Annotated in this window: 20 protein-coding genes and 6 pseudogenes; 21 read left to right on the top strand and 5 right to left on the bottom strand. The window is 72.7% G+C overall.

What is annotated here, in order from left to right; genetic code table 11:
* The first annotated feature begins 20 nt into the window (after window positions 1-20).
* A complete protein-coding gene (locus tag AC38ZX_RS12170) occupies window positions 21-806 on the top strand; it encodes a lysoplasmalogenase (RefSeq protein ID WP_491294478.1) in 786 nt (261 codons plus the stop codon).
* On the opposite strand, the pseudogene AC38ZX_RS12165 reads toward AC38ZX_RS12170, so the two are convergent.
* Window positions 778-3251: pseudogene (locus AC38ZX_RS12165) on the bottom strand (DNA gyrase/topoisomerase IV subunit A). The gene AC38ZX_RS12170 and the pseudogene AC38ZX_RS12165 sit on opposite strands and share 29 nt — an antisense overlap.
* A 113-nt stretch (window positions 3252-3364) precedes the next feature.
* Here AC38ZX_RS12165 and AC38ZX_RS12160 point away from each other — a divergent pair.
* The 6 genes and pseudogenes from AC38ZX_RS12160 to AC38ZX_RS12135 all read left to right on the top strand — a co-directional run bounded on the left by AC38ZX_RS12160 (window position 3365) and on the right by AC38ZX_RS12135 (window position 8536).
* The gene (locus tag AC38ZX_RS12160; RefSeq protein WP_491294476.1) at window positions 3365-4393 is read left to right on the top strand and encodes a GNAT family N-acetyltransferase; all 1029 of its coding nucleotides are present in this window, start codon (window positions 3365-3367) and stop codon (window positions 4391-4393) included.
* On the top strand, window positions 4333-5154 hold the full coding sequence (locus tag AC38ZX_RS12155) for a hypothetical protein (protein ID WP_491294474.1): 822 nt from the start codon (window positions 4333-4335) through the stop codon (window positions 5152-5154). The genes AC38ZX_RS12160 and AC38ZX_RS12155 overlap by 61 nt, the downstream gene beginning before the upstream one ends.
* Window positions 5133-6055: pseudogene (locus AC38ZX_RS12150) on the top strand (acetate--CoA ligase family protein). The gene AC38ZX_RS12155 and the pseudogene AC38ZX_RS12150 overlap by 22 nt, the downstream one beginning before the upstream one ends.
* Window positions 6056-6093: 38 nt before the next feature.
* Window positions 6094-6669: a DUF5998 family protein gene (locus AC38ZX_RS12145; protein ID WP_426592215.1), complete on the top strand. Its 576-nt coding sequence runs from the start codon at window positions 6094-6096 to the stop codon at window positions 6667-6669.
* Window positions 6666-7859, top strand: a complete 1194-nt coding sequence (locus AC38ZX_RS12140) for an alkaline phosphatase family protein (RefSeq protein WP_491294469.1) — start codon at window positions 6666-6668, stop codon at window positions 7857-7859. Before AC38ZX_RS12145 ends, AC38ZX_RS12140 begins: the two co-directional genes overlap by 4 nt.
* 26 nt (window positions 7860-7885) lie before the next feature.
* Window positions 7886-8536, top strand: a complete 651-nt coding sequence (locus AC38ZX_RS12135; protein ID WP_426592213.1) for a thymidine kinase — start codon at window positions 7886-7888, stop codon at window positions 8534-8536.
* Between the two features lie 377 nt (window positions 8537-8913).
* On the opposite strand, the pseudogene sepH reads toward AC38ZX_RS12135, so the two are convergent.
* A pseudogene (gene sepH / locus AC38ZX_RS12130) lies at window positions 8914-9621 on the bottom strand (septation protein SepH); the annotation flags it as partial.
* A 121-nt stretch (window positions 9622-9742) separates the two neighbouring features.
* Between sepH and AC38ZX_RS12125 the strand changes: the two are divergent.
* From AC38ZX_RS12125 to AC38ZX_RS12115, 3 genes and pseudogenes are all read left to right on the top strand, one after another.
* Window positions 9743-10547 (top strand): annotated as a pseudogene (locus AC38ZX_RS12125) (inositol monophosphatase family protein).
* Between the two features lie 163 nt (window positions 10548-10710).
* The gene (locus AC38ZX_RS12120) at window positions 10711-10914 is read left to right on the top strand and encodes a DUF4193 family protein (RefSeq protein WP_491294466.1); all 204 of its coding nucleotides are present in this window, start codon (window positions 10711-10713) and stop codon (window positions 10912-10914) included.
* A complete protein-coding gene (locus AC38ZX_RS12115; protein WP_491294464.1) occupies window positions 10889-11011 on the top strand; it encodes a DUF4193 family protein in 123 nt (40 codons plus the stop codon). Before AC38ZX_RS12120 ends, AC38ZX_RS12115 begins: the two co-directional genes overlap by 26 nt.
* A 63-nt stretch (window positions 11012-11074) precedes the next feature.
* Here the strand turns inward: AC38ZX_RS12115 and AC38ZX_RS12110 are convergent, their stop codons facing one another.
* The gene (locus AC38ZX_RS12110; RefSeq protein ID WP_426592211.1) at window positions 11075-11560 is read right to left on the bottom strand and encodes a DUF3093 domain-containing protein; all 486 of its coding nucleotides are present in this window, start codon (window positions 11558-11560) and stop codon (window positions 11075-11077) included.
* A 39-nt stretch (window positions 11561-11599) separates the two neighbouring features.
* Here AC38ZX_RS12110 and dut point away from each other — a divergent pair, with 39 nt between their 5' ends.
* From dut to AC38ZX_RS12090, 4 genes and pseudogenes are all read left to right on the top strand, one after another.
* Window positions 11600-12070, top strand: a complete 471-nt coding sequence (dut, locus tag AC38ZX_RS12105; protein WP_426592210.1) for a dUTP diphosphatase — start codon at window positions 11600-11602, stop codon at window positions 12068-12070.
* 218 nt (window positions 12071-12288) lie between these two features.
* On the top strand, window positions 12289-12933 hold the full coding sequence (locus tag AC38ZX_RS12100) for a DUF3710 domain-containing protein (RefSeq protein WP_491294459.1): 645 nt from the start codon (window positions 12289-12291) through the stop codon (window positions 12931-12933).
* Window positions 12930-13296 (top strand): annotated as a pseudogene (locus AC38ZX_RS12095) (OB-fold nucleic acid binding domain-containing protein). The gene AC38ZX_RS12100 and the pseudogene AC38ZX_RS12095 overlap by 4 nt, the downstream one beginning before the upstream one ends.
* Window positions 13289-14053, top strand: a complete 765-nt coding sequence (locus AC38ZX_RS12090) for a DUF3159 domain-containing protein (RefSeq protein ID WP_491294456.1) — start codon at window positions 13289-13291, stop codon at window positions 14051-14053. Before AC38ZX_RS12095 ends, AC38ZX_RS12090 begins: the two are co-directional and overlap by 8 nt.
* Here the strand turns inward: AC38ZX_RS12090 and AC38ZX_RS12085 are convergent.
* Window positions 13986-14660 (bottom strand): potassium channel family protein, encoded by a 675-nt coding sequence (locus tag AC38ZX_RS12085; protein ID WP_491294453.1) that lies wholly within the window; start codon window positions 14658-14660, stop codon window positions 13986-13988. The genes AC38ZX_RS12090 and AC38ZX_RS12085 overlap by 68 nt on opposite strands.
* Complete coding sequence (locus AC38ZX_RS12080; protein ID WP_491297391.1) at window positions 14657-15307, bottom strand: potassium channel family protein; 651 nt, start codon at window positions 15305-15307, stop codon at window positions 14657-14659. Before AC38ZX_RS12080 ends, AC38ZX_RS12085 begins: the two co-directional genes overlap by 4 nt.
* A gap of 118 nt (window positions 15308-15425) precedes the next feature.
* On the opposite strand from AC38ZX_RS12080, the gene AC38ZX_RS12075 reads away from it, so the two are divergent.
* From AC38ZX_RS12075 to AC38ZX_RS12045, 7 genes and pseudogenes are all read left to right on the top strand, one after another.
* Complete coding sequence (locus AC38ZX_RS12075; RefSeq protein WP_491294451.1) at window positions 15426-17429, top strand: APC family permease; 2004 nt, start codon at window positions 15426-15428, stop codon at window positions 17427-17429.
* Window positions 17419-18687 (top strand): annotated as a pseudogene (locus AC38ZX_RS12070) (class I SAM-dependent RNA methyltransferase). Before AC38ZX_RS12075 ends, AC38ZX_RS12070 begins: the two are co-directional and overlap by 11 nt.
* 112 nt (window positions 18688-18799) lie before the next feature.
* Window positions 18800-19003 (top strand): translation initiation factor 2, encoded by a 204-nt coding sequence (locus AC38ZX_RS12065; protein ID WP_491294450.1) that lies wholly within the window; start codon window positions 18800-18802, stop codon window positions 19001-19003.
* Window positions 19004-19157: 154 nt separating this feature from the next.
* Complete coding sequence (gene acnA / locus AC38ZX_RS12060; RefSeq protein ID WP_491294449.1) at window positions 19158-21902, top strand: aconitate hydratase AcnA; 2745 nt, start codon at window positions 19158-19160, stop codon at window positions 21900-21902.
* A gap of 18 nt (window positions 21903-21920) precedes the next feature.
* Complete coding sequence (locus AC38ZX_RS12055; RefSeq protein WP_491294447.1) at window positions 21921-22988, top strand: polyprenyl synthetase family protein; 1068 nt, start codon at window positions 21921-21923, stop codon at window positions 22986-22988.
* A gap of 33 nt (window positions 22989-23021) precedes the next feature.
* On the top strand, window positions 23022-23501 hold the full coding sequence (locus AC38ZX_RS12050; protein ID WP_426592200.1) for a hypothetical protein: 480 nt from the start codon (window positions 23022-23024) through the stop codon (window positions 23499-23501).
* Window positions 23498-25534 carry a hypothetical protein gene (locus AC38ZX_RS12045; RefSeq protein WP_491294443.1) on the top strand — a complete coding sequence of 679 codons (2037 nt, stop codon included), beginning with the start codon at window positions 23498-23500 and terminating at the stop codon, window positions 25532-25534. Before AC38ZX_RS12050 ends, AC38ZX_RS12045 begins: the two co-directional genes overlap by 4 nt.
* Window positions 25535-25592: the final 58 nt, after the last annotated feature.

Raw genomic sequence — 25592 nt, 5'->3', positions numbered from 1 at the left:
CCGGCGTCGAGGAGGTCGTGGTGGGGCGGACGTTGTCCTGGGCCGCACGGATCTGCGTCGTGGCCTTCGGGGCCGTCGCGCTCATCCAGGTGTCGGCCGAGTGGATCGGCGCGCAGCGGGTGGCGCAGGTCGGCCAGTGGGCCCTGATGCCCTTGCTCGCCGGAGCACTCGTCGCCGCGACGCGGTGGCCCCGGGGGCACCTGGTCAGGTGGGTGCTGGTCGCTCTGGGGTTCTCCTGGCTCGGCGACCTGGTTCCGTCCTTCGTCGGCGACGACACAGCGTTCCTGGTGATGGTCGGCTTCTTCCTGCTCGCCCAGGTGGCCTACGTCGTGGCGTTCGCGCCGGACGCACGCCGGTCCGTGCTGCACCGCCGGCCCGTGCTGCTCGTGCCCTATGCAGCGGTCCTGGTCGCCATGGTCGGGGCCTGCGGGGGAGGCGCGGGATCTCTGCTGATCCCCGTCGCCGTCTACGGCGGATGCCTGACCGCGATGGCGGTCCTGTCCACCGGGGTCGGGCGACCGGCCGGTGTCGGGGGTGCGGTGTTCCTGGTGTCCGACGGGCTGATCGCGCTGAACGAGTTCGTCCCGTCGTTCCACCTGCCCCACCACGACTTCTGGGTCATGCTCACGTACGTCGTCGCCCAGGCGTTGATCGCCACCGCGGTGGTCGGGCGCAACGCGCGGCAGCGTCAGGCGCCCGAGCCGAGACCGCGGCCCGTCGTCGGTCGGCCGGGCATGCCCGACAACGTCGTCTCGATGGTCGGCGCCGCGCGGGCGCTCAGCCGACTGCGTGTACCGGCGCGCTGAGCGCCGTCCCGGACATGTCACGCCGTGGGTCGAGCGCGGGCAGCTCGACCGGCTGACCCGCGGACCCGGTCGCCCACGCGGGAGCGACGCCCACCCACGCGAGGATCAGGGCGTCCTCGTTGCGCAGGAACCGGTGGGCGCGCACGCCCCCCGTCGCCCGACCCTTGGCCGGGTAGGCCTCGAACGGGCTGACCTTGGCCGAGCCGGCCTGGGTACCCGGCAGGGCGTCGGAGGCGCCGGCGACGGTCACCACCACGGCCTGGGCGGCCTGGGACGCGAGCACCGCGGCGAACGCGACCACGCGCTGGCCGGCCGCGAGCTTGATCCCGGCCATGCCGCCGGCGGCGCGGCCCTGCGGTCGGACGGCGGACGCGGGGAAGTGCAGCAGCGACGCGTCGGAGGCCACGAGAACGAGCTCGTCGGAGTCGGCGACCGCCACCGCACCGACCACCTCGTCGCCGTCCTTGAGCCCGATCGCCTCCCACGCGTCCCGGTTGCCCGGCACGTCGCCGGACGTGACGCGCTTGACGGTGCCCTGGACGGTGGCCAGCGCCAGCGTCGGTGCGTCCCCGGCCAGCGACGTCAGACCGACCACTCGCTCGCGGGGGAGCAGCGTGACCACCTCGCCCAGGGGCACGCCGCCCGACAGGCTCGGGGTGCCGTCCGTGGGCGGGAGGGCCGGGAGGTCGAGGACCGAGACGCGCACGACCCGGCCCTGTGACGTGACGACGCCGATCTCGGCGCGAGCGGTGGTCAGGACGGTCGCCGAGACGACGTCGTGCTTCGCGCGGCGCGCACCCTCGAGGCGCGCGGGCAGCTCGTCGGCCGCCGTCCGGGCGAGGAGTCCCGTGCCCGAGAGCAGGACCCAGCACGGCGTGTCGGCGATCTCGAGGGGCGCCGCGGCACCCCGGGCGGCCGGCGCGCCCGTGATCGAGGTGCCGCCCGCGGACTCCAGCAGGATCGTGCGCCGGGGCGTGCCGTAGGTGGCGGCGACCTCGGCCATCTCCTCGGAGACGAGCGCCCGCAGCCGGGCGTCGTCGGCCAGGATCTCGCGCAGCTCGGCGATCTCGGCGGCCAGCTGCTCCTGCTCCTTCTCCAGCTCGATCCGGGAGAACCGGGTCAGGCGTCGGAGCCGCAAGCTCGAGGATGTACTCGGCCTGCGGCTCGGACAGGTCGAACACGGTGCGCAGTCGGGCGCGAGCGGTGTCCGCGTCGTCGGACGTGCGGATGACCTGGATGACCTCGTCGATGTCGAGGATCGCGACGAGCAGGCCCTCGACGAGGTGCAGGCGCTCGAGACGCTTGGCCAGCCGGAACTCGCTGCGGCGCCGCACGACGACCAGGCGGTGCTCCACCCAGACCACGAGCAGCTCACGCAGCCCGAGCGTGCGCGGCTGTCCGGCGACGAGCGCGACGTTGTTGATGGAGAACGAGTCCTCCAGGGGCGTGAACCGGTACAGCTGCTCCAGCACCGCCTCCGGGACGAATCCCGTCTTGATCTCGATGACAAGACGCAGGCCGTGCGTGCGGTCGGTGAGGTCGATCGCATCCGAGATGCCGGTGAGCTTCTTGGTCTGCACGCCCTCCTTGACCTTCTCGATCACCTTCTCGGGCCCGACACCGTAGGGGAACGGTGATGACGATGCCCTTGCGCTTGGGCGTGACGTTCTCGATGCGGGCCGTCGCGCGCGTGCGGAACGCGCCGCGACCGGTGCGATAGGCGTCGCGCACGCCGTCGAGCCCGACGATCTTGCCGCCCGAGGGCAGGTCCGGGCCGGGCACGAACCGCAGCAGGTCCTCGAGCGTCGCGTCCGGGTGCAGGACGAGGTGCCGCGCGGCCGCGATCACCTCGACCAGGTTGTGCGGCGCCATGTTGGTGGCCATGCCGACCGCGATGCCGGCCGCGCCGTTGACCAGCAGGTTCGGGATCGCGGCGGGGAGGACCTCCGGCTGCGTCAGCTTGTTGTCGTAGTTGGGCACGAAGTCGACGACGTCCTCGTCCAGACCCGTGGTCATGGCCAGCGCGGCCGGCGCCATCCGCGCCTCGGTGTACCGGGGTGCGGCCGGTCCGTCGTCGAGCGAGCCGAAGTTGCCGTGGCCGTCGATCAGCGGCAGCCGCAGCGAGAACGGCTGGGCCAGGCGGACCATGGCGTCGTAGATCGCCGTGTCGCCGTGCGGGTGCAGCCGGCCCATGACGTCGCCGACGACACGCGCCGACTTCACGTACGGGCGGTCCGGGCGCAGGCCCATCTCGGACATCTGGAAGAGGATGCGGCGTTGCACGGGCTTGAGGCCGTCGCGGGCGTCAGGCAGGGCTCGGGAGTAGATGACCGAGTAGGCGTACTCGAGGAACGAGCCCTCCATCTCGGTGGCGACGTCGATGTCGACGATGTGTTCGACGACGTCGTCGGGCGGGACGTCAGGGGTCGCGGGGCGACGCGCCATCGTTGGTGCTCCTCGGGGCAGGACTTCGGTGCGGCGACCATTGTGGACCGTGGACCCGCGCGGCGGGCCGCGACAGGCCGCGGCGCGCAGGGGGCCGCACTAACCTGCAGGACATGGAAGACGTCGCCGACGAAGCCGACGAGCATCCCGCGTACCCGGCCGGGTGGGAGGCGGACGTCGTGCTGCACGACGGGTCCACGACGCACGTCCGACCGATCCGGCCGACGGATGCGGATGCTCTGCAGGCCTTCCACGTCAGCCAGTCCGAGCGATCGATCTACCTGCGGTTCTTCGCTGCGATGGAGCGGCTGTCCGAGCGGGACCTGCAGCGGTTGGTGACGGTCGACCACGCCGACCGGGTGGCGCTCGTGGCGGTCGCGGACGTCGACGGGGCCGAGCACATCATCGGCGTCGCGCGGTACGACCGGATCGACGACGACGACGCGGAGGTCGCGTTCAACGTCGCCGACGCGCACCAGGGCCGCGGCGTCGGGTCGGTGCTGCTCGAGCACCTCGCCGCGGCCGCCCGCGAGCGCGGGGTCGGCCGGTTCGTGGCGGAGGTCCTGCCCCAGAACGGCCGCATGATCTCGGTCTTCCGGGAGGCGGGCTACGTGGTCGAGCAGCGCACCGAGGACGGGATCGTCGCGCTGAGCTTCGACATCGACCCGACGGACCGGTCGCTCGCCGTGATGGCCGACCGCGAGCACCGGGCCGAGGCCCGCTCGGTGCGGCAGCTGCTCGAAGCGCTGTCGGTGGTGGTGGTCGGGCCCGGCGTCGCCGACCAGACACTGGTCGGTCGGCTCGCCGCCGCGGTGCTCCGTGACCTGCGCGCGGGCGATGCCGAGCTCGTGGTCCACGCCGTGGGTGTCCCGGGCGCGCCGTCGGTCGCCCTGGTCGACGTTCTCGGGCCGGTCGAGCTGGCGGTCGTCGCCGTGCCGTCGGACGCCGCGGTCGGCACGGTCCGGCACCTTGCCCGGCTCGGGGTCCGGGGCGTGGTGCTGCTGTCCGCCGGCTTCGCCGAGGACGGACCCGACGGCGTCGAGCGGCAGCGGAGCTGCTCCGCGTCGCCCACGGCGCCGGGATGCGCATCGTCGGTCCGGGGTCGTTCGGGCTGCTGGCGCACCGCCGCGGTGCGCTGCTGAACGCCTCGCTGGCCCAGGTGCCGCCGGCGGAGGGGCGGATCGGGCTGTTCTGCCAGTCCGCCCCCATGGCCGTGGCGCTGCTCGCGGCGGTGCGCCGGCGGGGGATCGGGCTGTCCGAGTTCGTCTCGGCGGGGCATCGCGCCGACGTGTCGGGCAACGACCTCATGCAGTTCTGGGCGGATGACGAGGGCACGGACGTCGTCGGCCTGTACCTGGAGTCGATCGGCAACCCCCGCAAGTTCTCCCGCGTGGCTCGCCGGCTCTCGCAGCTCAAACCGGTCGTCGTCGTGACGGCTGGGCGGTCCGGCCAGGTGGTCCCGCCCGGACACGCCGTCCGGGCTACACACGCACCGCCTCGGACGCTCGCCGAGATGCTGCGGCAGGCGGGTGTCGTCCGCGTCGACAACACGCACCAGCTCCTGGACGTCGCGCAGGTGCTCGCGCTCCAGCCCCTGCCGGCGGGTCGGCGCACGGCGATCCTGGCCAGCTCCGCCTCGATCGCGACGTTGGTCGCGGAGGCGGCGACCGCGGCAGGGCTGGTCGTGTCGGGGCAGGTGGTCCTGCTGGCGGAGGACGCGTCGGCGCCGCGCGTCCGCGACGCGGTGGCCGCGCTGTATGCCGACCCCGACAGCGACGTCGTCGTCGCCGTGCGCATCCCGACCGTGGGCGGACCCGACCCGGTCCTGCAGGCGGGCTCGCCGGCGCGGCCGCACGGACCGGCCGCACGACGGTGGCGTGCATGGACCAGCTGCACGGCCTGACGCCGGAGCTGACGGCGACCGACGACGCCGACCGGCCGTGGACCGTACCCGCGTACAGCACGCCCGAGGACGCGGCACTGGCGCTCGGCCGGGCCGCGCGGTACGCGCAGTGGCGGTCCGGGGACCGGGGGCTCCCGCTGCACCCCAGCGGTGTCGACACCCGTTCCGCACGGCGGCTGGTCGCGGGCTGGGTAGCACCGGACGGCGGCGCCCGCGCGCTCGACGCCGAGCAGGTCGCGGCCCTGCTCGCCACGATCGGGGTCCGGGTGGTGCCGTCCTTCCCGGTGCGGGACGCCGACGAGGCGGTCGCCGTCGCCGAGCGGATCGGCTGGCCCGTCGCGCTCAAGACGACCGTCCCGGCGATGCGGCACCGGGCGGATCTGGGTGGCGTCCGGCTGGACGTCGCCGACGAGGCCGAGCTGCGCGGCGACGTGAGCGAGGTGCTGGCGCTCGCGGACGCGTTCGGGGCGGCCGGCGACGGACCCCCGCTCGAGGTCCAGGCGATGGCGCCGCACGGGTCGGCGTGCGTGGTGCGGTCCGCGGAGGACCCGCTCTTCGGCCCGATCATCAGCTCGGGCTGGCCGGGGACGCGTCAGACCTGCTCGGCGACGTCACCTACGGCGTGCCGCCGCTCACCGACGTCGATGTCGCCGAGCTCGTGCGGTCCGCCCGGGCGGCCCCGCGCCTGTTCGGGTACCGCGGGCTGCCGGCGCTGGACGTCGGCGCGCTCGAGGAGCTCATCGCGCGCGTCGCGGTCCTGGCCGACGACCTGCCCGAGCTGCGCTCGCTCGAGCTCAACCCGGTCGTCGTCTCCGAGCACGGGGCGGTCGTGCTGGGCGCGCGCGCCTCCGTGGCCCACGCCGACCGCGCCGACGCGACCCGGAGGCTGTCATCCACATGAGCAGCCCGCGCGGTCGTCACGAGTGGGAGGATGTCCTGGTGTCTGCTCCCTCCACCGACCTGCGCGTCGACCTCCACCGTGCCGGCTACTACCCGGAGCTCGTCAGCGACGTCCTCGACGTGGCGCTCGCGGACGAGGACGTCGTCGCACACCTGGTCCACCCCGAGACCACGTTCGACGCCGCCGAGGTGCGCCGCCACGTCACCGTCCTCGTCCTGACCCCGACGCGGCTCGTGGTCGCTCATGTGGACGACCACCCCGCCGACTCGGAGCACCCCTCGGCCAGCGCATCGGCCACCACGGAGGCGGTCCCGCTCGCCGAGCTGAAGTCGGTCGCGCTCACCCACGTGGTCGGGCAGCCCGACAAGCACAAGGCCGGCACGGGCGCGTCCGAGCTCACGCTCGTGATCGGTTGGGGAGCCGTCTCGCGCGTCGACCTCGAACCCGCCACCTGCGGCGACCCGAGCTGCGACGCCGACCACGGGCTGACGGGCACGCTCGCCCCGGACGACGTCGTGGTCCGGGTCAGCGCGCTCGCGGAGGGCGCCGACTCGGTCCGCGCCGCGACGACATTCGCCCGGCAGCTCTCGGCGGCCAGCGCCCGCGCCCGATGACCGACCTCGAGTCGGTCCTCACGACCGCGTCGTCGGAGGCGCTCGCCGCGTTCGCGACGGCGGACCTGGTCGCGCCGAGCTCCGCGTACCCGTGCCTGGGCAACGTCCTGCCGGCCGTGGGTGGCTCGCTGGGCGTCGACCTGCCCGGTGCCGTGCAGTCGCAGGAGCTCCTGGGCCTGCCGGCAGCGTCGCGCGTGTGCGTCGTTCTCGTCGACGGCCTCGGCTACGCCAACCTGTCCGAGCGCGCGGGTCACGCGCCGTTCCTGCGCCGGCAGCTGGGTGCGTCGACGCCGCTGACCAGCACGTTCCCGTCCACGACCGCCACCGCGATGGGCACGTTCGGGGTCGGCGTCCCGCCCGGTCGCACGGGGATGCTGGGCTACACGGTGCGTGACCCCGCCACCGGCCTGCTGGGCAACCTCGTGAGCTGGACCGGTCTACCTCCCGCCCGCGAGTGGCAGCGCGAGCCCACGGTCTTCGAGCGCCTCACGGACGCCGGCGTCAGCGTGACGAGCATCGGTCCCGCGCGGTTCGCGGGGTCCGGCCTGACCGAGGCGGCGCTGCGGGGGCCGGTGTACGTGCGGGCGGAGTCGCTCGCGGACCGCGTCGACGCCACCGTCGCCGTCCTGCGCTCGCCCGGTGTCGCGTACCTGTACTGGGGTGACGTCGACAAGGCCGGCCACCGCCACGGCTGGGGCTCGCTGCAGTGGGGCGACGCGCTGGCCGAGCTGGACGCCGAGCTCGGGCGCCTCGCCCGTAGCCTGCCGCGGGACGCGCTGCTCCTGGTGACAGCGGACCACGGCATGGTCGATGTCGACCTGAGCCAGCGCTGGGACCTGGCCACCCACCCCGCGCTCGGAGCCGGGGTGGAGCTCGCCGCGGGGGAGCCGCGGGCGCTGCACCTGCACCTCGCGGCCGGCACGGACCCGCAGGACGTCGCAGGACGATGGCGCGACGTGCTCGGGTCCGCGGCTGTCGTCGCCACGCGCGACGAGGCGTCCGACCAGGGCTGGTTCGGCGAGGTGGCCGACCACGTGGCGCCCGTCATCGGAGACGTCGTCGTCGCCATGACCGGGCGCGCGACCGTCGTGGACTCGGCGACGCAGACACCTGCCTCGCTGGAGCTGATCGGCGTGCACGGCTCGCTGACGCGTCACGAGATGCTCGTGCCGTGCGTCGTCGTCGCATGAGCGGCCCGAAGGGCGGTGCCTGACCGGTGGCCGAGCTGGTCTTCTTCTCCGGCACGATGGACTGCGGCAAGTCCACGCTCGCGCTCCAGATGCACCACAACCACGCTGCCCGCGGCCGCGACGGCGTCCTGTTCACGCGGCAGGACCGCGCGGGGAAGGCGGTCATCTCGTCGCGGCTCGGCCTGACGCAGGGCGCCCACGAGGTCGAGGACGCGACCGACTTCTGGGCCGACGTCATCGCGCGGCGCACGCACGGGCACCCGGTCGACTACCTGATCGGCGACGAGGCGCAGTTCTACACGGCGCTGCAGGTCGAGCAGCTGGCGCGGGTGGTCGACGAGCTCGGCGTGGACGTGTTCGCGTTCGGCATCTCGACCGACTTCCGTGCCCGCCTGTTCCCGGGCGCGGCCCGGCTGGTCGAGCTGGCGGACCGGGTCGAGGTGCTGCAGGTCATGGCGCTGTGCTGGTGCGGCGCCCGCGCCACCCACAACGCGCGGACGGTCGGCGGCGCGATGGTGGTCGAGGGTGCGCAGGTGGTCGTCGGCGACGTCGACTCGGGTGCCGACGAGGTCGGGTACGAGGTGCTCTGCCGGCGCCACCACATGCGACGGATGACCGCCGCGGCGGCTCGTGCCTCGTCGCCCTCGATGCAGACCCTCGACTTCGAGACCGGCTGACCGGCACCTACTCCGGCTTGGCCCCGAAGACGATCTCGTCCCAGCTGGGGACCTTGGCACGCCCGCGCCGCGCGGCCCGAGGACGGTCGCCGTGGGTGTCGTGGCCCTCGTGGCCCTCGTGGTCGTCCTGGTCGGACGTGTTTGCGGCGGCCAGTGCGATCGCGGTGGGCACCCTGACGGGCACCGGATAGACGACCGCCTCCTGGGCGGGGTCGGCGTCCTGCGGGTGTGCACCGGGAGCCTCGACGTCGGGACGGCCGAAGTCGAACGCGTGCTGCGGCCCGAAGCCCTCGAACTCCTCGGTGTCGTCGTCGTCGAGCTCGAGGGCCTGCCGCACCCCGCGACGGTCGCGCAGGTCGTCCAGCAGGGCGGCGGTCTGGTCCAGCGGGTCGCTCGGCGCGGGCTCGGGCTGCGGCTCGACGACGGTGGCGCTGGTGGTGCGCACCGTCGTGCCGTCGGGCTGGAAGTCGAACACGACGTCCCGGACGGCCGCGAGGTGCCGGCGCGACACCGGCTCGTCCGGGAAGCTCCGTCTCGGACAGCCAGCGTGCCTCGTCCTCGTCGGCGACGACGGTCCGCTTCGACGCGTCGAAGGTCCACCGGGCCTCCCGTTCGGAGTCGTCGACCGTGAACCGCGCCAGGACCACCCAGGGACCGTTGGCGTCGCGGGCGGAGTCCCAGGCGAGCGAAGCGAGGTCGACGCCGCGGGCCGCCAGCCGGTCGGTGACGAGGTCGCCGAGAAGGGGTGCTCCGGTCTCTCGACCGACACGGGTACCGCGAGCCTGTTCGGCGACGTGCTCGCGCTCCGCCAGGACGGGCCCCTCGTAGCGGCGGACCCGTTCGACGGGCAGGCCCGCCGAGTCGGCGACCTCCTGTGTCGTCGCGCCGGCGCGGATGCGGGCCTGGATCTCCCGGGGGCTCAGGGTGCCGGCGTTCTCGGCGCGCAGCTGCTCGAGCTGCGGCCGGTCGCGGCGCACGGCCGCGCGCAGCGGCTCGTCGATCCGCAACCGGAATCGTGCACCGTCCGGACCCACCAGGACGAGATGTTCCCCGTCCTCGTGCAGACCCACCAGCTGCTCAGCCATTCGACCTCCCAGTACCTCGGGACGAGAGTGCCACCGATCCGGTCCGGAGCCGTGGACCCTGGGCGGTGTGCCGCGCGGACGCTGCCAGGATGTGCGGGTGACCGACGAGATCCGCACGCTCATGCACGTCGCCCAGACCGTCGCCCGCGAGGCCGGCGAGCTGGTCCGCGCGGGACGTGAGGGGGAGGTGTCGGTCGCGGGGACCAAGTCCAGCGCGCAGGACGTGGTCACGGCGATGGACCTGGCCTCCGAGGCGTTGCTGCGACGGCGGCTCGCCGAGCCGGCCCGACGACGGCCTGCTCGGCGAGGAGGGCTCGTTGACGCCGGGCTCGTCGGGCGTCTGGTGGGTGGTCGACCCGATCGACGGCACCGTGAACTACCTCTACGGGCTGCCCGCGTACGCCGTGTCCGTCGCGGCGGTGCGGTCGCCGGTCGGCACGCCCCCGGACCCCGCGACGTGGACCGTGCTGGCCGGCTGCGTGCTCGCCCCGAAGGACGGCCGGGTCTTCCTGGCCGGCCTCGGGCAGGGCGCCACGCTCGACGGCCGGACGTTGCGGGTCAACGAACCGCAGCCGCTGATCGGTTGCCTCGTCGGCACCGGCTTCGGCTACGTCGCGGCCCGGAGGCGCAACCAGGCACGGGTGGTGGCGGGTCTGCTGCCGCAGGTACGTGACATCCGTCGCATCGGGTCGGCGGCGCTCGACCTGTGCACGTTGGCCTCCGGGGGCCTCGACCTCTACTACGAGCGCGGTCTGCAGCCGTGGGACCTGGCGGCCGGTTCGCTCGTCGCACAGGAGGCCGGTGCCGTGGTCACGGGCCTGCGCGGGCACCGGGCGGGCGAGGCCATGACCGTCGCCGGTCCCCCCGGGCGCGTCGAGGAGCTGGTGGCCTACCTCGAGGCATCCGACGCTGACCAGGACAGTTGACCAACGGGCCTGATCAGGCAGATGTCCTGTCACTGTTCGCGCATCCGGCGGATCTGGTGCAGAATCCCACCCGCGACCGGGAACAAAACGCATTCGCTGCGCATTGATCCCGCGTACGAAGAGATATCCCGAGCACCACAAGACCCGGAGTGTGACGCCAGACATGGCTACCGACTACGACGCCCCGCGCAAGACCGAGGAGGACCTGAGCGAGGACTCGCTCCAGGAATCCTCCAGGCCCGGCGGTCCGACAAGAACTCGGGCGTGGTGGACGAGGACGAGACTGAGGCGGCCGAAGGGTTGCTTCCCCGGAGCGGACCTGTCGGGCGAAGAGCTTCTCCGTGCGCGTGCTGCCCCGTCAGGCTGACGAGTTCACCTGCTCGAGCTGCTTCCTCGTGCACCATCGCAGCCAGCTCGCCTACGAGCGTGACGGGCACCCCGTCTGCTCCGAGTGCGCCGCCTGACGCGTTCACCCACCTGACCTGACGACGGCCGGTCGCCCCCACGGGGCGGCCGGCCGTCCTGGTTCACGATCCCGTCAGGGCAGCCGCCAGCGCGACGGGATGACGCGTCGAGACGATCCAGTACGGCGTCGGGTCCAGCGGGTCCACCAGGTCGACCCGGACGGCGGTGTGGATCCAACCGCGCTGGCACAGGTACGCGCGGGCGTCGAGGCGCGGGCCCAGCTCGGTCCGGGTCGCCGCCGCGTCGAGTGCCACCGCGCCGCCGACGAGGCGGAGGGGGATCTGTGCAGGACCGGCCTGCAGCGAGGTGCCGTCGACGCGCACGGGCGGCGCCGTGGCGACGAGCGCGAGCGCACCGGCGACGACCACGACCACGCCGAGCCCGACCGCCAGCCGGACGTCGACCGGGTAGAACGCGATCACCATCATCAGCGCGAACACGACCAGGAGGACCCAACCGAGCGGACCGAGGGTGAGCCGCTCGGAGTAGACGGTGCTCGTCGGAGGGACGGGTGCGGGCAGCGCGGAGCCGCCAGGAACATCGGGCATGCCCACAGCATCCCACCCGGGCCGGTAGGGTCTGGCCCCGTGACGGCCGACCACAGCCCCGAGGTCCTGCTCCAGCTCCTGGAGCCGGACCTGCCCGAACCCTCGTACGCGCATCCCGGCGACGCAGGCGCGGACCTGGTCACGCGCATCGACGTCGTGATCCCGCCGCAGGGCCGGGTGACGGTGCCGACCGGTGTCGCGATCGCACTGCCCGACGGGTACGCGGCGTTCGTCCACCCCCGGTCCGGGCTTGCCATGCGGCACGGGCTGACCATCGTCAACGCGCCGGGCACGGTCGACGCGGGCTACCGGGGCGAGATCGCGGTGACGCTGCTCAACACGGACGTCGAGCACGCTCTCGAGCTGCATCGCGGCGACCGGATCGCGCAGCTGGTGATCCAGCGCGTCGAGCGCGTGCGGTTCGTGGCGGTCGAGCACCTGCCCGGATCGCACCGCGGCGCGGGCGGCTTCGGGTCCAGCGGAGGGTGGAAGGCGGCTCCGGCGGGCTAGGAGCGGGACTACTGTCGTGGAGTAGGCACAGTCGAAGGGTCTGCGCACCGCAGGCACGAACGCGCGTCTCAGCACGCGCGTCCAGGAGGAGTGAGCGAACGTGGGTCTGTTCCGACGTGGTGGGAAGGATTCCACCACCGATGAGGCGAGCGCCGTCGACGCAGCGGTCGACGAGGCGGTCGACGGCGAGACCGAGGAGATCGACGAGCTTCGACGAGGTGGTCGACGTCGTCGCCGAGCCGTTCGAGCGCACCGGGGGTCCGTGGGACTCCGCCGAGGTGACCGACGACATCGCGCTGGTGGACCTCGGCGCGATCAAGCTTCCCGGCGTCCAGGGCATGGAGCTGCGGATGGAGATCGACAAGGCGACGGACACCGTCTCGGCCGCGTCGGTCATGCTCGACGGTTCCTCCCTGCAGGTGCAGGCGTTCGCGGCGCCGAGGACCGACGGGATCTGGGACGAGATCCGCGGCGAGATCGCCGAGTCGGTGACGCAGCAGGGCGGCTCTGTCGACGACCTGCCCGGCCCGTTCGGCCGCGAGCTGCTCGCGCGGCTCCCCATCCGTACCCCCGAGGGGCGCACAGGCCACCGGCCGGCCCGGTTCATCGGCGCCGACGGTCCCCGCTGGTTCGTCCGCGGTGTCCTCACGGGACGCGCCGCCGTCGACCCGGCCGCGGCCGCGCCGCTGGAGAAGGTGTTCGCGGGCATCGTCGTCGTGCGCGGCACCGACGCCCGCGCCCCCCGCGACCTGCTGACGCTCACGCTGCCCGGACCGGCCAACCCGGAGCTCACGCCGTCGGAGCCCGAGACGCCCAGCTTCGACCCGCTGACCCGCGGACCCGAGATCACGGAGATCCGATGAGCATCAAGGAACGCCTGAAGATGGCGGTCGCGTCGCAGGAGCAGATCGAGGCCGACGAGGAGCGCCAGGACGCGCACCGGTCGGTCGGTTGCACGCCCGTCGACCAGCTGAGCAACCGGTCGCGCGCCAGCGTGTCCGGCGTGATCCGCTCGGTCACGTTGCGCCCGCGCGAGGGCGTGCCGGCCCTCGAGGCCGAGCTGTACGACGGCAGCGGGTCGCTGGACCTCGTCTGGCTCGGCCGGCGGGAGATCGCCGGGATCGCTCCCGGTCGCCGGCTCAAGATCGAGGGTCTCGTCTGTCTCGTCGACGGCCGGCGGACCGTGTTCAACCCGCGCTACGACCCGGCCGCGCCCCGGTGAGTGAGCAGCACGCGGACGCAGACCCGGTCGACGGAGCGCTCGACGCGATCGACGACCTCGTCCAGCCCGAGGAGGGCGGTCTGCGCGGCATGCGCGCGCTCACGGCCGACGAGTTCTCCGCCAAGGACGTGGTCGGCGGGACGCGTGGGGTCGTCGAGTCGGTCGCACCCGGCCTGTTGTTCGTCGTCGTGTACCTCGCCACCGGACAGACCCTCAAGCCGGCCCTGATCGCCGCCGGGGCGGCCGCGGTGATCGCGGTGGTCGTGCGGCTGGTGCAGCGCACGCCAGTCACGCAGGCGTTCTCGGGACTGCTCGGCGTCGGCATCGGCGTGTTCTGGGCGTGGAAGACCGGCGACGCCAACGACTACTTCGCGTACGGGCTGTGGGTCAACGTCGCCTACTTCCTGGCGACGCTGCTCTCGATCGTCATCGGCTGGCCCGTCGTCGGGCTCGTGATGGGGCTGTTCCGGCCGGAGGGCCCGTTGTCGAGCGACGGGAGCTGGAGCGCGGCGGTCGCCTGGCGGCAGGACCGGGCGCTGCGACGCCGCTACGCGCTCGCCACGTGGCCGTTGGTGGCCCTGTTCGGGGTCCGCCTGGCGGTCCAGGTGCCCCTGTACTTCGCGTCCGAGACGGGCTGGCTCGGCACCGCCAAGCTCGTGATGGGGATCCCCGGCACGGCGCTCGCGCTCTGGATCAGCTGGCTGCTGGTCCGCGGGTCAACGAAAGCTTCCCTACAGACTCGTCCGCATCCCGCCCCGTGACGAACAGCAGCTCGTCGCGACCCTCGAGGGTGTCGTCGGCGCTGGGGGCGATCGGCCGGGTGTCGCGCACGATCGCGGCGAGAACGGTGTCGGCCGGCCACTGGATCTGACCGACGCGGACGCCGGCCAGCGGCGACCCCTCGGGAAGAGTCAGCTCGAGGATGTCGGCGCGCGACTGGTGGAACGTGAAGATCCGCACCAGGTCGCCCACGGTCACGGCCTCCTCGACCATCGCCGTCATGATGCGCGGCGTCGAGACGGCGACGTCCACGCCCCACGCCTCGTCGAACATCCACTCGTTCTTCGGGTTGTTCACGCGGGCGACCGTGCGCGGCACCCCGAACTCGGTCTTGGCCAGCAGCGAGATGACCAGGTTGGCCTTGTCGTCGCCGGTGGCGGCGACGACCACGTCGGCCTCGTCGGCCTTGACCTGGCGCAGCGTCGGCAGCTCGCACGCGTCGGCGAGCAGCCAGTCGGCGTCGGCGACCTGCGACACGCGCATGGCCGACGGCTGCCGGTCGATCAGGGTGACCTCGTGCCCGTGGCCGAGCAGCTCACGCGCGATGGACCGGCCGACGGACCCGGCTCCCGCGATGACGACCCTCACTGGGACACCGCCGGGGGACTCGTGAGGATGCGTTCGACCAGGGCGGTCTCCGCGGCGAGGAGCAGCACGTGCACGGTGTCGTTCTCCTGCAGGACGGTGGTCGACGTGGGCAGGATGCCTTCGCCGTAGCGCGTGACGTAGGCGACCCGGGCCCCGCTGGCCTCCTCGAGGGCGCGCAGCGGCTTGCCCACCCAGCCCTCGTGGATGTCGATCTGGGAGAAGCGGATCTTGCCCGAGTAGTCGCGGTACTCGTCGGTGGCACCCATGGGCAGCAGGCGGCGCAGCACCTGGAAGGCGGTCCACCGCACGGTCGCGACCGTGGGGATGCCGAGGCGCTGGTAGATCTCGGCGCGGTGCGGGTCGTAGATGCGGGCGACCACGTTCTCGATGCCGAACGTCTCGCGGACCACGCGCGCGGCCAGGATGTTCGAGTTGTCGCCGTCGGAGACCGCCGCGAAGGCGAACGCGTCCTCGATGCCGGCCTGCGTGAGCGTGTCGCGGTCGAACCCCAGCCCGGTGACCTTGTTGCCCTCGAAGCTCGGGTCGAGGCGTCGGAACGCTTCCGGGTTCTGGTCGATGACGGACACCGAGTGCCCGTGTTCCTCGAGGTTCTGCGCCAGCGAGGCGCCGACCCGGCCGCAGCCCATGATCACGAAGTGCACAGTGCGCACGCTATACGTCCGGGCGGGGTCCGTGAGACCCGGATCCAGATGGGTCGTGCGTCGGTGGTGTCAGTGGCCCCGGAGCCGCCTAGCATGAGCCATCGTGTCGGACCTCTCGGATGCCGCCAAACGCCTGCTGCTCGGACGCCCCGTCCGCAGCGACCGGCTCGGCCACACCCTCATCCCCAAGCGCATCGCGCTGCCCGTGTTCGCCTCGGACGCGCTCTCGTCGGTGGCGTACGCGCCCGACGAGATCCTGCTGACCTTGTCGCTGGCCGGCGCGTCGGCCCTGGTGATCTCGCCGTGGGTCGGGCTCGCCGTCGCGTTCGTGATGCTCGTCGTGGTCGCGTCCTACCGGCAGAACGTGCACGCCTACCCGTCGGGCGGCGGTGACTACGAGGTCGCGACCACCAACCTCGGCCCCACCGCCGGCGTCACCGTGGCCAGCGCGCTGCTCGTCGACTACGTGCTCACCGTCGCGGTGTCGATCTCGTCGGGGGCGCAGTACGCGGCCACAGCCTTTCCGCCACTGCGCGGCCACGAGGCGGCGTTCGCCGTCGGGCTCGTCATCCTCCTGACCGTCGCCAACCTGCGCGGGGTCAAGGAGTCGGGGACGCTGTTCGCCATCCCGGTCTACATGTTCATGTTCGCGATCGGCGCCGTCGCGATCGTGGGCGCGATCCAGTTCCTCACGGGCAACCTCGCGATGGCGGAGAGCGCACAGCGGCCGCTGTTGCCCGGGTCGGGCCTCAACGAGGGTGTCTCCGGGCTCGCCGGGTTCTTCCTCATCCTGCGCGCCTTCGCGTCCGGCTGCGCCGCCCTGACCGGCGTCGAGGCCATCAGCAACGGCGTCCCGGCGTTCAAGAAGCCGAAGTCGAAGAACGCGGCGACGACGCTGGCCCTGCTCGGCGGGATCTCGGTCACCATGATCTTGTCGATCCTGCTGCTCGCGCGGGCCACCCACGTGACGTTCGCCGACGACCCGATGACCCAGCTGACGCGCAACGGGCAGCCGGTCGAGGCCACCTACATCCAGCACCCCGTGATCAGCCAGATCTCGACCGCCGTGTTCCACGACGTCCCGTGGATGGCGGTCATCGTCTCGATCGTCACCGGCCTCATCCTCATCCTGGCCGCCAACACCGCGTTCAACGGCTTCCCCGTGCTCGGCTCGATCCTGGCGCGCGACGGCTTCCTGCCCCGCCAGCTGCACACCCGCGGCGACCGGCTCGCGTTCTCCAACGGCATCGTGACCCTGGCGCTCGCCGCGATCGCGCTCATCATCGCGTTCGACGCCGAGGTCACCCGACTGATCCAGCTGTACATCGTGGGCGTCTTCGTGTCGTTCACGGTCAGCCAGTTCGGCATGATCAAGCACTGGGGTCGGCACCTGCGCACCGAGGCCGACCCGGCCGAGCGCGCCCGGATGATGCGGTCGCGGGTGATCAACACCATCGGCTTCATCATGACGGCGACCGTGCTCGTGGTCGTCCTCATCACCAAGTTCACGCACGGCGCCTGGATCGCGATCCTGGCCATGGCGATCGTGTTCGCGCTCATGCAGTCGATCCACCGGCACTACGCGCAGGTCCGCGCCGAGCTGGCGCTGGGTGCCGACGCCGCCTCCGCCCGCGCGCTCCCCAGCCGCGTGCACGCCATCGTCCTGGTCAGTCACCTGCACCGGCCCACGATGCGCGCCCTCTCCTACGCCCGGGCGTCGCGGCCGCAGATCCTCGAGGCCCTCACGGTCGGCGTCGACCCCGAGGACGTCGAGGCGCTGCGCGCGCAGTGGGAGGAGCTGGCGATCCCCGTGCCGCTGCGCGTGCTCGACTCGCCGTTCCGCGAGATCACGCGCCCGGTGCTGACGTACGTCCGCTCCATCCGTCGCGACAGCCCCCGCGACCTCGTCGTGGTCTACATCCCGGAGTACGTCGTCGGGCACTGGTGGGAGCAGCTGCTGCACAACCAGAGCGCCCTGCGCCTGAAGGGCCGGCTGCTGTTCACGCCGGGCGTCGTCGTCGCGTCCGTGCCCTGGCAGCTGGCGTCCACCGAGGGGCAGACGGGGCTCGAGGACCCGGTCCGGGGTACCGTTCCGCGTGGCTACTGACCCTGAAGCGTCCCTGCGCGACGACCTGATCGAGTTCGAGATCGGGCCCGTCGCGCACGGCGGCCACTGTGTCGCCCGGCACGAGGGTCGGGTCGTCTTCGTCCGGCACACGTTGCCGGGCGAGCGGGTCCGCGCACGGCTGACGGACCACGGCGACGCGGCGAAGTTCTGGCGGGCCGACGCCGTCGAGGTCCTGGACGCGTCGCCCGACCGCGTCGAGTCGGCCTGGCCGGCCGCCGGTCCCGGTGGCGTCGGCGGAGGTGCAGCTGGCTCATGTGTCGCTGACCGGGCAGCGCTCCTGGAAGAAGGCGGTCCTGGCCGAGCAGCTGCAGCGCCTGGCCAAGCTCGACCTCGACGTCCCCGTGCAGGCGGCACCGGGCGACGACGAGCGCGGCGGCCTCGGCTGGCGCACCCGCATCGACCTCGTGGCCGACGCCGAGGGGCGCGCGGGGATGCACGGCTTCCGCTCGCACACGATCAAGATCCTCGACTCGATGCCGCTCGCCAGTGACGCGATCGCGGCGCTGGACCTGTTCGGGCGGCGCTGGACCGCGGGCGCGCGCGTCGAGGCGATCGCGCCGTCGAGCGGCGACGCCCCGATGGTGCTCGTCGACGACGCGCCCTACGACCTGGGCCGCGGCCGCATGGACGGCAGGACCAACGCCCGCACCGCCGTGCGCGAGCACGTGCAGGTGGGGGAGCGCGGGTACAGCTTCCGCGTGGCCGGCGCCGGGTTCTGGCAGGTCCACCGGGAGGCGCCCGAGCTCTGGTCAAGGCGGTGCTCGCGGGCCTCGGCGACGTCGACGGTGCCGCGGTGCTCGACCTGTACTCGGGGTCCGGCCTGTTCACCGCCCCGCTGTCCGACGCCGTCGGCGAGACCGGCGAGGTCGTCTCGGTCGAAGGCGACGCCCGGGCGGTCAAGGACGCCCGCCGGAACCTGTTCGACCGCGCCAACGTCGAGATGCACGCCGGCGACGTGGCGAAGGTGCTCACGGGTCGCGAGGATGCCGACTCGGACGTCGTGCACGCGGACGCGGTCGTGCTGGACCCGCCGCGCACGGGGGCGGGTCGCGCGGTCGTCGCGGGCATCACCGCCCTGCGTCCGGAGCGCGTGGTCTATGTCGCGTGCGACCCGGCCGCCCTGGCCCGCGACATCGCGCTGTTCGCCGCCGACGGGTACGGGTTGACCGACCTGCAGGCCTACGACCTGTTCCCGATGACGCACCACCTGGAGTCGGTCGCGGTCTTCACCCGCTGAGCCGGGCGCGCACCCGCGCACCGGCGTGCACGCCAGCGCTGCGCTGGTCCGGACGCGGGACTAGCGTGGAACGGAAGCCGGTCCTCTGCGGTCCGGCGGGAGGAGCAGGCCGATGAGTGACAAGGACGCGCACAGCCGGCTGGCCGAGGCGAGGAGGGTGGCCACGCAGGAGCTGTTCAAGCAGGGCACACCCGACTACGACCCGCGGGCGCACCAGAGGGCGGTCGAGGCGCAGCACAAGGCCCAGGTGGCTCTGGATTCGGAAAGGTGCGGAGCATCCCGACGCGGATTGATCCGACATCGACCCTCGTCGTGAGACGAGGGTCGATCTGCGTGCAACCGGCCGCCGGAGCATGTATCTTGATGTCGAGATAAATTGCGACCCGCGCCCCGTAGGGTGACAGGACGCACTCGCCAGCCGTCCGGGTGACCCCCATCCCCGGCACGTTCTCGCCAGCGAAGGAGCCCCCGTGAGCGACGTCAACAGCTTCGGATCCAAAGGAACACTCGAGGTCGGTGACGCCTCCTACGAGATCTACCGTCTTTCCGCCGTCCCGGGAGTCGAGAAGCTCCCGTTCAGCCTGAAGGTCCTCGCGGAGAACCTCCTGCGCACCGAGGACGGCGCGAACATCACCGCCGACCACGTCAACGCCCTGGCGACGTGGGACCCGGACGCGCAGCCCGACACGGAGATCCAGTTCACGCCGGCGCGCGTGATCATGCAGGACTTCACGGGCGTGCCCTGCGTGGTCGACCTGGCCACCATGCGCGAGGCCGTCGTGGACCTGGGCGGCGACGCCACCCGCATCAACCCGCTGGCACCCGCCGAGCTGGTCATCGACCACTCCGTGCAGATCGACGTGGCCGGCCGCGCCGACGCGTTCGAGCGCAACGTCGCCCTGGAGTACGAGCGCAACAAGGAGCGCTACCAGTTCCTGCGCTGGGGCCAGACCGCGTTCGACGACTTCAAGGTCGTCCCGCCGGGCACCGGCATCGTGCACCAGGTCAACATCGAGTACCTGGCGCGCGGCGTCATGGTCCGCGACGGCAAGGCCTACCCCGACACCTGTGTCGGCACCGACTCGCACACCACGATGGTCAACGGCCTGGGCGTGCTGGGCTGGGGCGTCGGCGGCATCGAGGCCGAGGCGGCCATGCTCGGCCAGCCCGTCTCGATGCTCATCCCGCGCGTCGTCGGCTTCAAGCTCACGGGCACGATCCCGTCCGGCGTGACGGCCACCGACATCGTCCTGACGATCACGCAGAAGCTGCGCCAGCACGGCGTCGTCGGCAAGTTCGTGGAGTTCTACGGCGAGGGCGTCGCGTCGGTGCCGCTGGCCAACCGCGCGACCATCGGCAACATGAGCCCGGAGTTCGGCTCCACCGCGGCGATGTTCCCGATCGACGGCGTGACCCTGGACTACCTGCGCCTGACCGGCCGCTCCGAGGAGCAGCTGGCGCTCGTGGAGGCGTACGCCAAGGAGCAGGGCATGTGGCTCGACCCGAGCCTGGACTCCTACGTCGAGCCCGTGTTCTCGGAGTACCTCGAGCTCGACCTGTCGACGGTCGTCCCGTCGATCGCCGGCCCGAAGCGCCCGCAGGACCGCATCGAGCTGTCGCGGGCCAAGGAGCAGTTCCAGCGCGACCTGCCCACCTACGCGCCCGAGGCGGCCAACGGTGTCGACGAGGCCGAGGAGGAGTCGTTCCCCGCCTCCGACTCCCCGGCGATCACCTCCTCGGCCACGCGGACGTTCCCGACGGTCGACTCCCAGGGCCGGTCGTTCGACCTGTTCCACGGCGCGGTCGCGATCGCATCCATCACGAGCTGCACCAACACGTCCAACCCGTCGGTGATGATCGCCGCGGCGCTCGTCGCGAAGAAGGCGGTGGAGAAGGGCCTCACCGCCAAGCCGTGGGTCAAGACGTCGATGGCACCCGGCTCGCAGGTGGTCACGAACTACTACGAGAAGGCCGGCCTGTGGCCGTACCTGGAGAAGCTGGGCTTCCACCTGGTGGGCTACGGCTGCGCCACCTGCATCGGCAACTCGGGCCCGCTCGACGAGAAGATCTCCGAGGTCGTGCAGGAGCACGACCTGGCCGTCGCCGCGGTGCTGTCCGGCAACCGCAACTTCGAGGGGCGCATCAACCCCGACATCAAGATGAACTACCTGGCCTCCCCGCCGCTGGTCATCGCGTACTCGCTGGCCGGGACCATGGACTTCGACTTCGAGTCCGACCCGCTGGGTCGCGACGAGGCCGGTCAGCCCATCTTCCTGCGCGACATCTGGCCGTCCCCGGAGGAGGTCCAGACCACGATCGACGCCTCGATCGACCGCGCGATGTTCACCAAGGACTACGCCGACGTGTTCACGGGCGACGACCGGTGGCGCTCGCTGCCGACGCCCGAGGGCGACACGTTCGAGTGGGACCCGCAGTCGACCTACGTGCGCAAGCCCCCCTACTTCGACGGCATGCAGGCGACGCCGTCGCCGGTGGTCGACTTCCACGGCGCCCGCGTCCTGGCCAAGCTGGGCGACTCGGTGACCACCGACCACATCAGCCCGGCCGGCTCGATCAAGGCCGACAGCCCCGCGGGCCTCTACCTGGCCGAGCACGGCGTCGAGCGTCGCGACTTCAACAGCTACGGCTCGCGCCGCGGCAACCACGAGGTCATGATCCGCGGCACGTTCGCCAACATCCGGCTGCGCAACCAGCTGGTCCCTGGCGTCGAGGGCGGCTTCACGCAGAACCTCCTCACCGGCGAGCAGACCTCGATCTACGACGCCTCGCAGGCCTACCAGGCCGAAGGCATCCCGCTCGTCGTGCTCGGCGGCAAGGAGTACGGGTCGGGCTCGTCGCGCGACTGGGCCGCCAAGGGCACCAGCCTCCTGGGCGTCAAGGCCGTCATCACCGAGAGCTTCGAGCGCATCCACCGCTCCAACCTCATCGGGATGGGCGTGCTGCCGCTGCAGTTCCCGGAGGGCGAGTCGGCCGACTCGCTCGGCCTGGACGGCACGGAGACGTTCGACATCGTCGGCGTCACGGCGCTGAACGACGGCACGACGCCGCGCACGCTCGCGGTCACGGCCACCAAGAACGACGGCTCGACGGTCTCCTTCGACGCGGTCCTGCGCATCGACACCCCCGGCGAGGCGGACTACTACCGCAACGGCGGGATCCTGCAGTACGTGCTCCGTTCGCTCGTCAAGGCCTGACCCAGACGAGGGGCACCCGTGGCCCACGACGAACGACTGGTCGCGCGCGTCCTCGCCGACGCGCGCGACCTCGTGCGCGGCGAGATCGCCCAGCTGGTCGCGCGTCGTCGGGCCACGGGGTACGGCCCGCTGTACGACCTCGTCGCCGACTACCCGCTCCGCGAGGGCAAGGGACTGCGCCCCGCGATCTGCCTGAGCGCCGCGATCGCTGCGGGCGGCGGGCGGGACCAGGCGCTGGGGTCCGCCACGGCGCTCGAGCTGCTGCACAACGGCTTCCTGGTGCACGACGACATCGAGGACGCCTCCACGTTCCGCCGCGGTCGCGCGACCCTGTTCGCCGACCGGGGTGTGCCCGTCGCCATCAACGTCGGTGACGCCACCAACATCTTGTCGGTGGGCGTGCTGCTCGAGAACGTCTCGACGATCGGCGTCCGCAAGGCCCTGCTGGTGCTGCGCGAGTTCGAGCGGATGGCCCGGGAGTCGGTGGAGGGTCAGGCCATCGAGCTCGACTGGATCGCCGCCGGCACGTTCGACCTGGAGGACCGCGACTACGTGCGGATGGTCTACAAGAAGACCTGCTGGTACACCGTGATCGCGCCCTTGCGGATCGGCGTCATCTGCGGGTCGCCACCCGGCGAGGGTCGTCCCACGCCCGAGGAGCTCCTCTCGCTCGTCGCCCTCGGCTTCCACGCCGGGGTCGCGTTCCAGATCACCGACGACGTGCTGAACCTCGTCGCCGACGAGGGCGCCTACGGCAAGGAGACCGCCGGCGACCTGTGGGAGGGCAAACGGACCGTGATGCTCCTGCACTTCCTGCGGAACGCGCCCGCGACGGACCGCGAGCGGGCCCTGCGCCTGCTGAGCGTGCCGCGCGCCGACAAGGACGCCGCCGAGGTGACCTGGCTCGCCGCCGCGATGGAGCGCGCCGGGTCGGTGGACCACGGCCGCGCGCTGGCACAGCGGTACTCGCGCAAGGCGCTCGAGCTGGATGCGAAGGTGCTCGGGCCCTCCCGCGACGACGAGTCGGCGGACTATCGTCATTTTCTGCGCGAGATGCTGCACTACGTCATCGACAGGACGCTGTAGTTCGACGGAGCTGTCTACCGAGCGGAGCAGTCGATGACCGAACCACCGCAGGGCGCCGGCGAGGCACTGAGCGAGATCCTGCGGCTGCAGACCGAGTTCCAGGGGCGGATGGTCGACGAGACGCTCCGCTACCTGCGCCGCGTGCAGGGCATGTTCGAGCCCCACAGCCCCGGCACGGTCCTGCGCCCGGACGCGCCGATCGCGTTGACCGTCTCCGCGCCGGTCGGCGGTCGCACCTCCGTGCAGCTCGACGTCGAGAACCGCCAGCGGGTGCACACTGCGCTGGCCGCGGTCCTCACCCCGCTCGTCGGCGACGACGGCACCACATGGTTCGTCGACGCCGACGCGCGGCCCGCGTTCTCGCTCCTCGCACCCGCCGAGCAGGCCCGGGTCACCGTGCGGCTCCGGGTCCCGGCGGACGTCCCGCCGGGGGTGTACCGCGGCCTGGTGACGTTCCGGGGGCTGCAGCCCGCCGGCGTGCCGCTCGAGGTCACCGTGACGGCAGCGCCGTGAACCGCCGCGCCGACGTCCGGCTGGTCGACGAGCCCGACCGGGCCGGTCGGACGACGGCCGCCCTCCTCGCCTCGCTCACGGGTCGGCTCACCGCCCTCTCGCTCGTGTCGGGGGCCGACGTCGTCGGTGCGCTCGCGGCTGGGGTCGCGGCGCTCGGGCGGCAGGCGGGCCAGACCGCGGAGGGCGTACGGCTGCGTGAGGGGCTGGCGCACGGACGCCCGGCGACCAACGCCGCACTGATCTGGCAGCAGCTCGGCATCGACCGCTGGCTGGCCACCATGCCCGCCAGCCGCGTGCTCGACCAGCTGCGCAACGACGTGGCGCTCCTGCTCGTCGACGACCTCGCGGAGACCTTCGACCTCCCGCCCCTCGTCGCCGAGCCCACCGGCGCCGACCGGCCGGCGGCGCCCGAGCGCATCGACCCCATCGACCTCGTCGTCGGACTGTGGGTCCTGGCCAAAGACACCGTCGACCTGGTGCAGGCGCTCGCGGACAGCTCGGGCTGCCCGACGACGCCGTCACGCCCGGGCGTCCCGCGCCCGTGCGGGTCGACGGCGGCGTGCTGCGCTGACGTGCGGGACCACCTGCGGCGCCCGGTGACGGACGACCCGACCCGCGACCGGTACAAGGAGTGGCTGCACGTCAACGTGTTCGACCACGCCAGCGGGGCGATCGGCCTCGTGAACGTCTCCGTGCACGGCGACCCGCGGGTGCAGGCGTCGCGCGGGGTCGGCGCCGCGCTCGTGCACCTGCCCGGGACCGGCTGGGCCGGGAACGCGGAGGTCGTCGCGGCGCCGGCCGTGCCGGTCGGGGTGCTGAGCATGTCGACGCCGGCGGTCGCGGTGGCCGTGGACCCCGTCGGCCACGTCGCCGCCGTGGGTCGGCTGCCCGCCGACCGGCTCGACCTGTCGCTGCAGGGTGTGGCCGTCGGCGCCGAGCTCGGGGCCGTCTCGGTCATGGAGTTCGGGTCGGGACACCTCGGGTGGTACGTCTACCCGCGGCTCCGCGTCGACGGGCACCTGGTCGTCGGGACCCTGGACGTCCCGCTGTCGGGCGCCGGCGGGTACGCCGACCACAACTGGGGCCGCTGGTGGTGGGGTGACGACGCCGGCTGGGACTGGGCGTGCTGGCACGGTGCGGACGGGCTCCTGGTGGTGCTCTCGCGCATGACGAACCGCGCGCACACCCGCACGGGCCTCGTGCTCCTGACCGTCGAGGTCGCGGGGCGCGTGGTGCGGTTCGTCGGCGACCAGATCCTCGTGGAGGCCCACGGGGTCGCGACGCCGTCGCGCCGGTTCCCCGGCGCGCTCGCCGCCCTGTTCGCCGACCACGCCGCCGAACGGCTGCCCGCCCGGATCGTGGTCCACGCCGCGAACGGGTTCGACGGGCTGGACCTGGAGTTCGACGTGCGGGACGTCGCGCAGCTCGTCATGGCCGAGCCGGCCCAGCCGGGCTTCGCCTTCCTGCACGAGGCTCGTGGGCGCATTCCGGTGCACGGGGCTGGTGGCCGGCTGCCCGGTCGACTCCACCGGTCTGGGGGTGCTCGAGCGTGCCGGCTGACGTCCAGGCTGACCGAGGTCTGCTCGCGTTCGTCGTCGGCCTCGTGGCCGGGCTGGACGCCTCGTCGGCTGCCCGCGTGCGGCGGCTGGCCGGCTCCCGGTCGGCCCGCATCGAGCTCGACGACGAGTCCGTCGACGTGTCGTTCGGGCCCGACGGCTCCTTGCGCGCGTCGTCGTCGTCGCCCGCCGAGGTCGCCTGCCGGGGACGGACCGACCGGCGGACCGTGCTCGATCTGCTGGGCGCCCGGCTCGAGGTGCGCGACGCGGTCCTGTCGGGGCGGATCGAGGTGGTCGGCCCCGTCGAGGACGTCGCGGCGATCTTCGCGATCGTCGAGGTGCTGCTCGCGGCGTCGGTGCGGCTCCCGGCGCTGCAGGTCCTGGCCAGCGAGCTCGCCGGACCGCCCGGTCCTGTGTGGGGCCCGGCCGTCGCCTGGTACCCCGACGAGATCACCGCGGCCGAGGTGGCGTTGCTGAGCGAGCTCGACCTGATGTCCGACGGCCCGGCTGGTTGACGCCCGACTTGTCCGGGGTC

It is taken from the genome of Cellulomonas sp. McL0606, from assembly GCF_058248365.1.
Note: the sequence above shows the minus strand (reverse complement) of the source record. Positions and strands in the feature narration are given on the sequence as shown.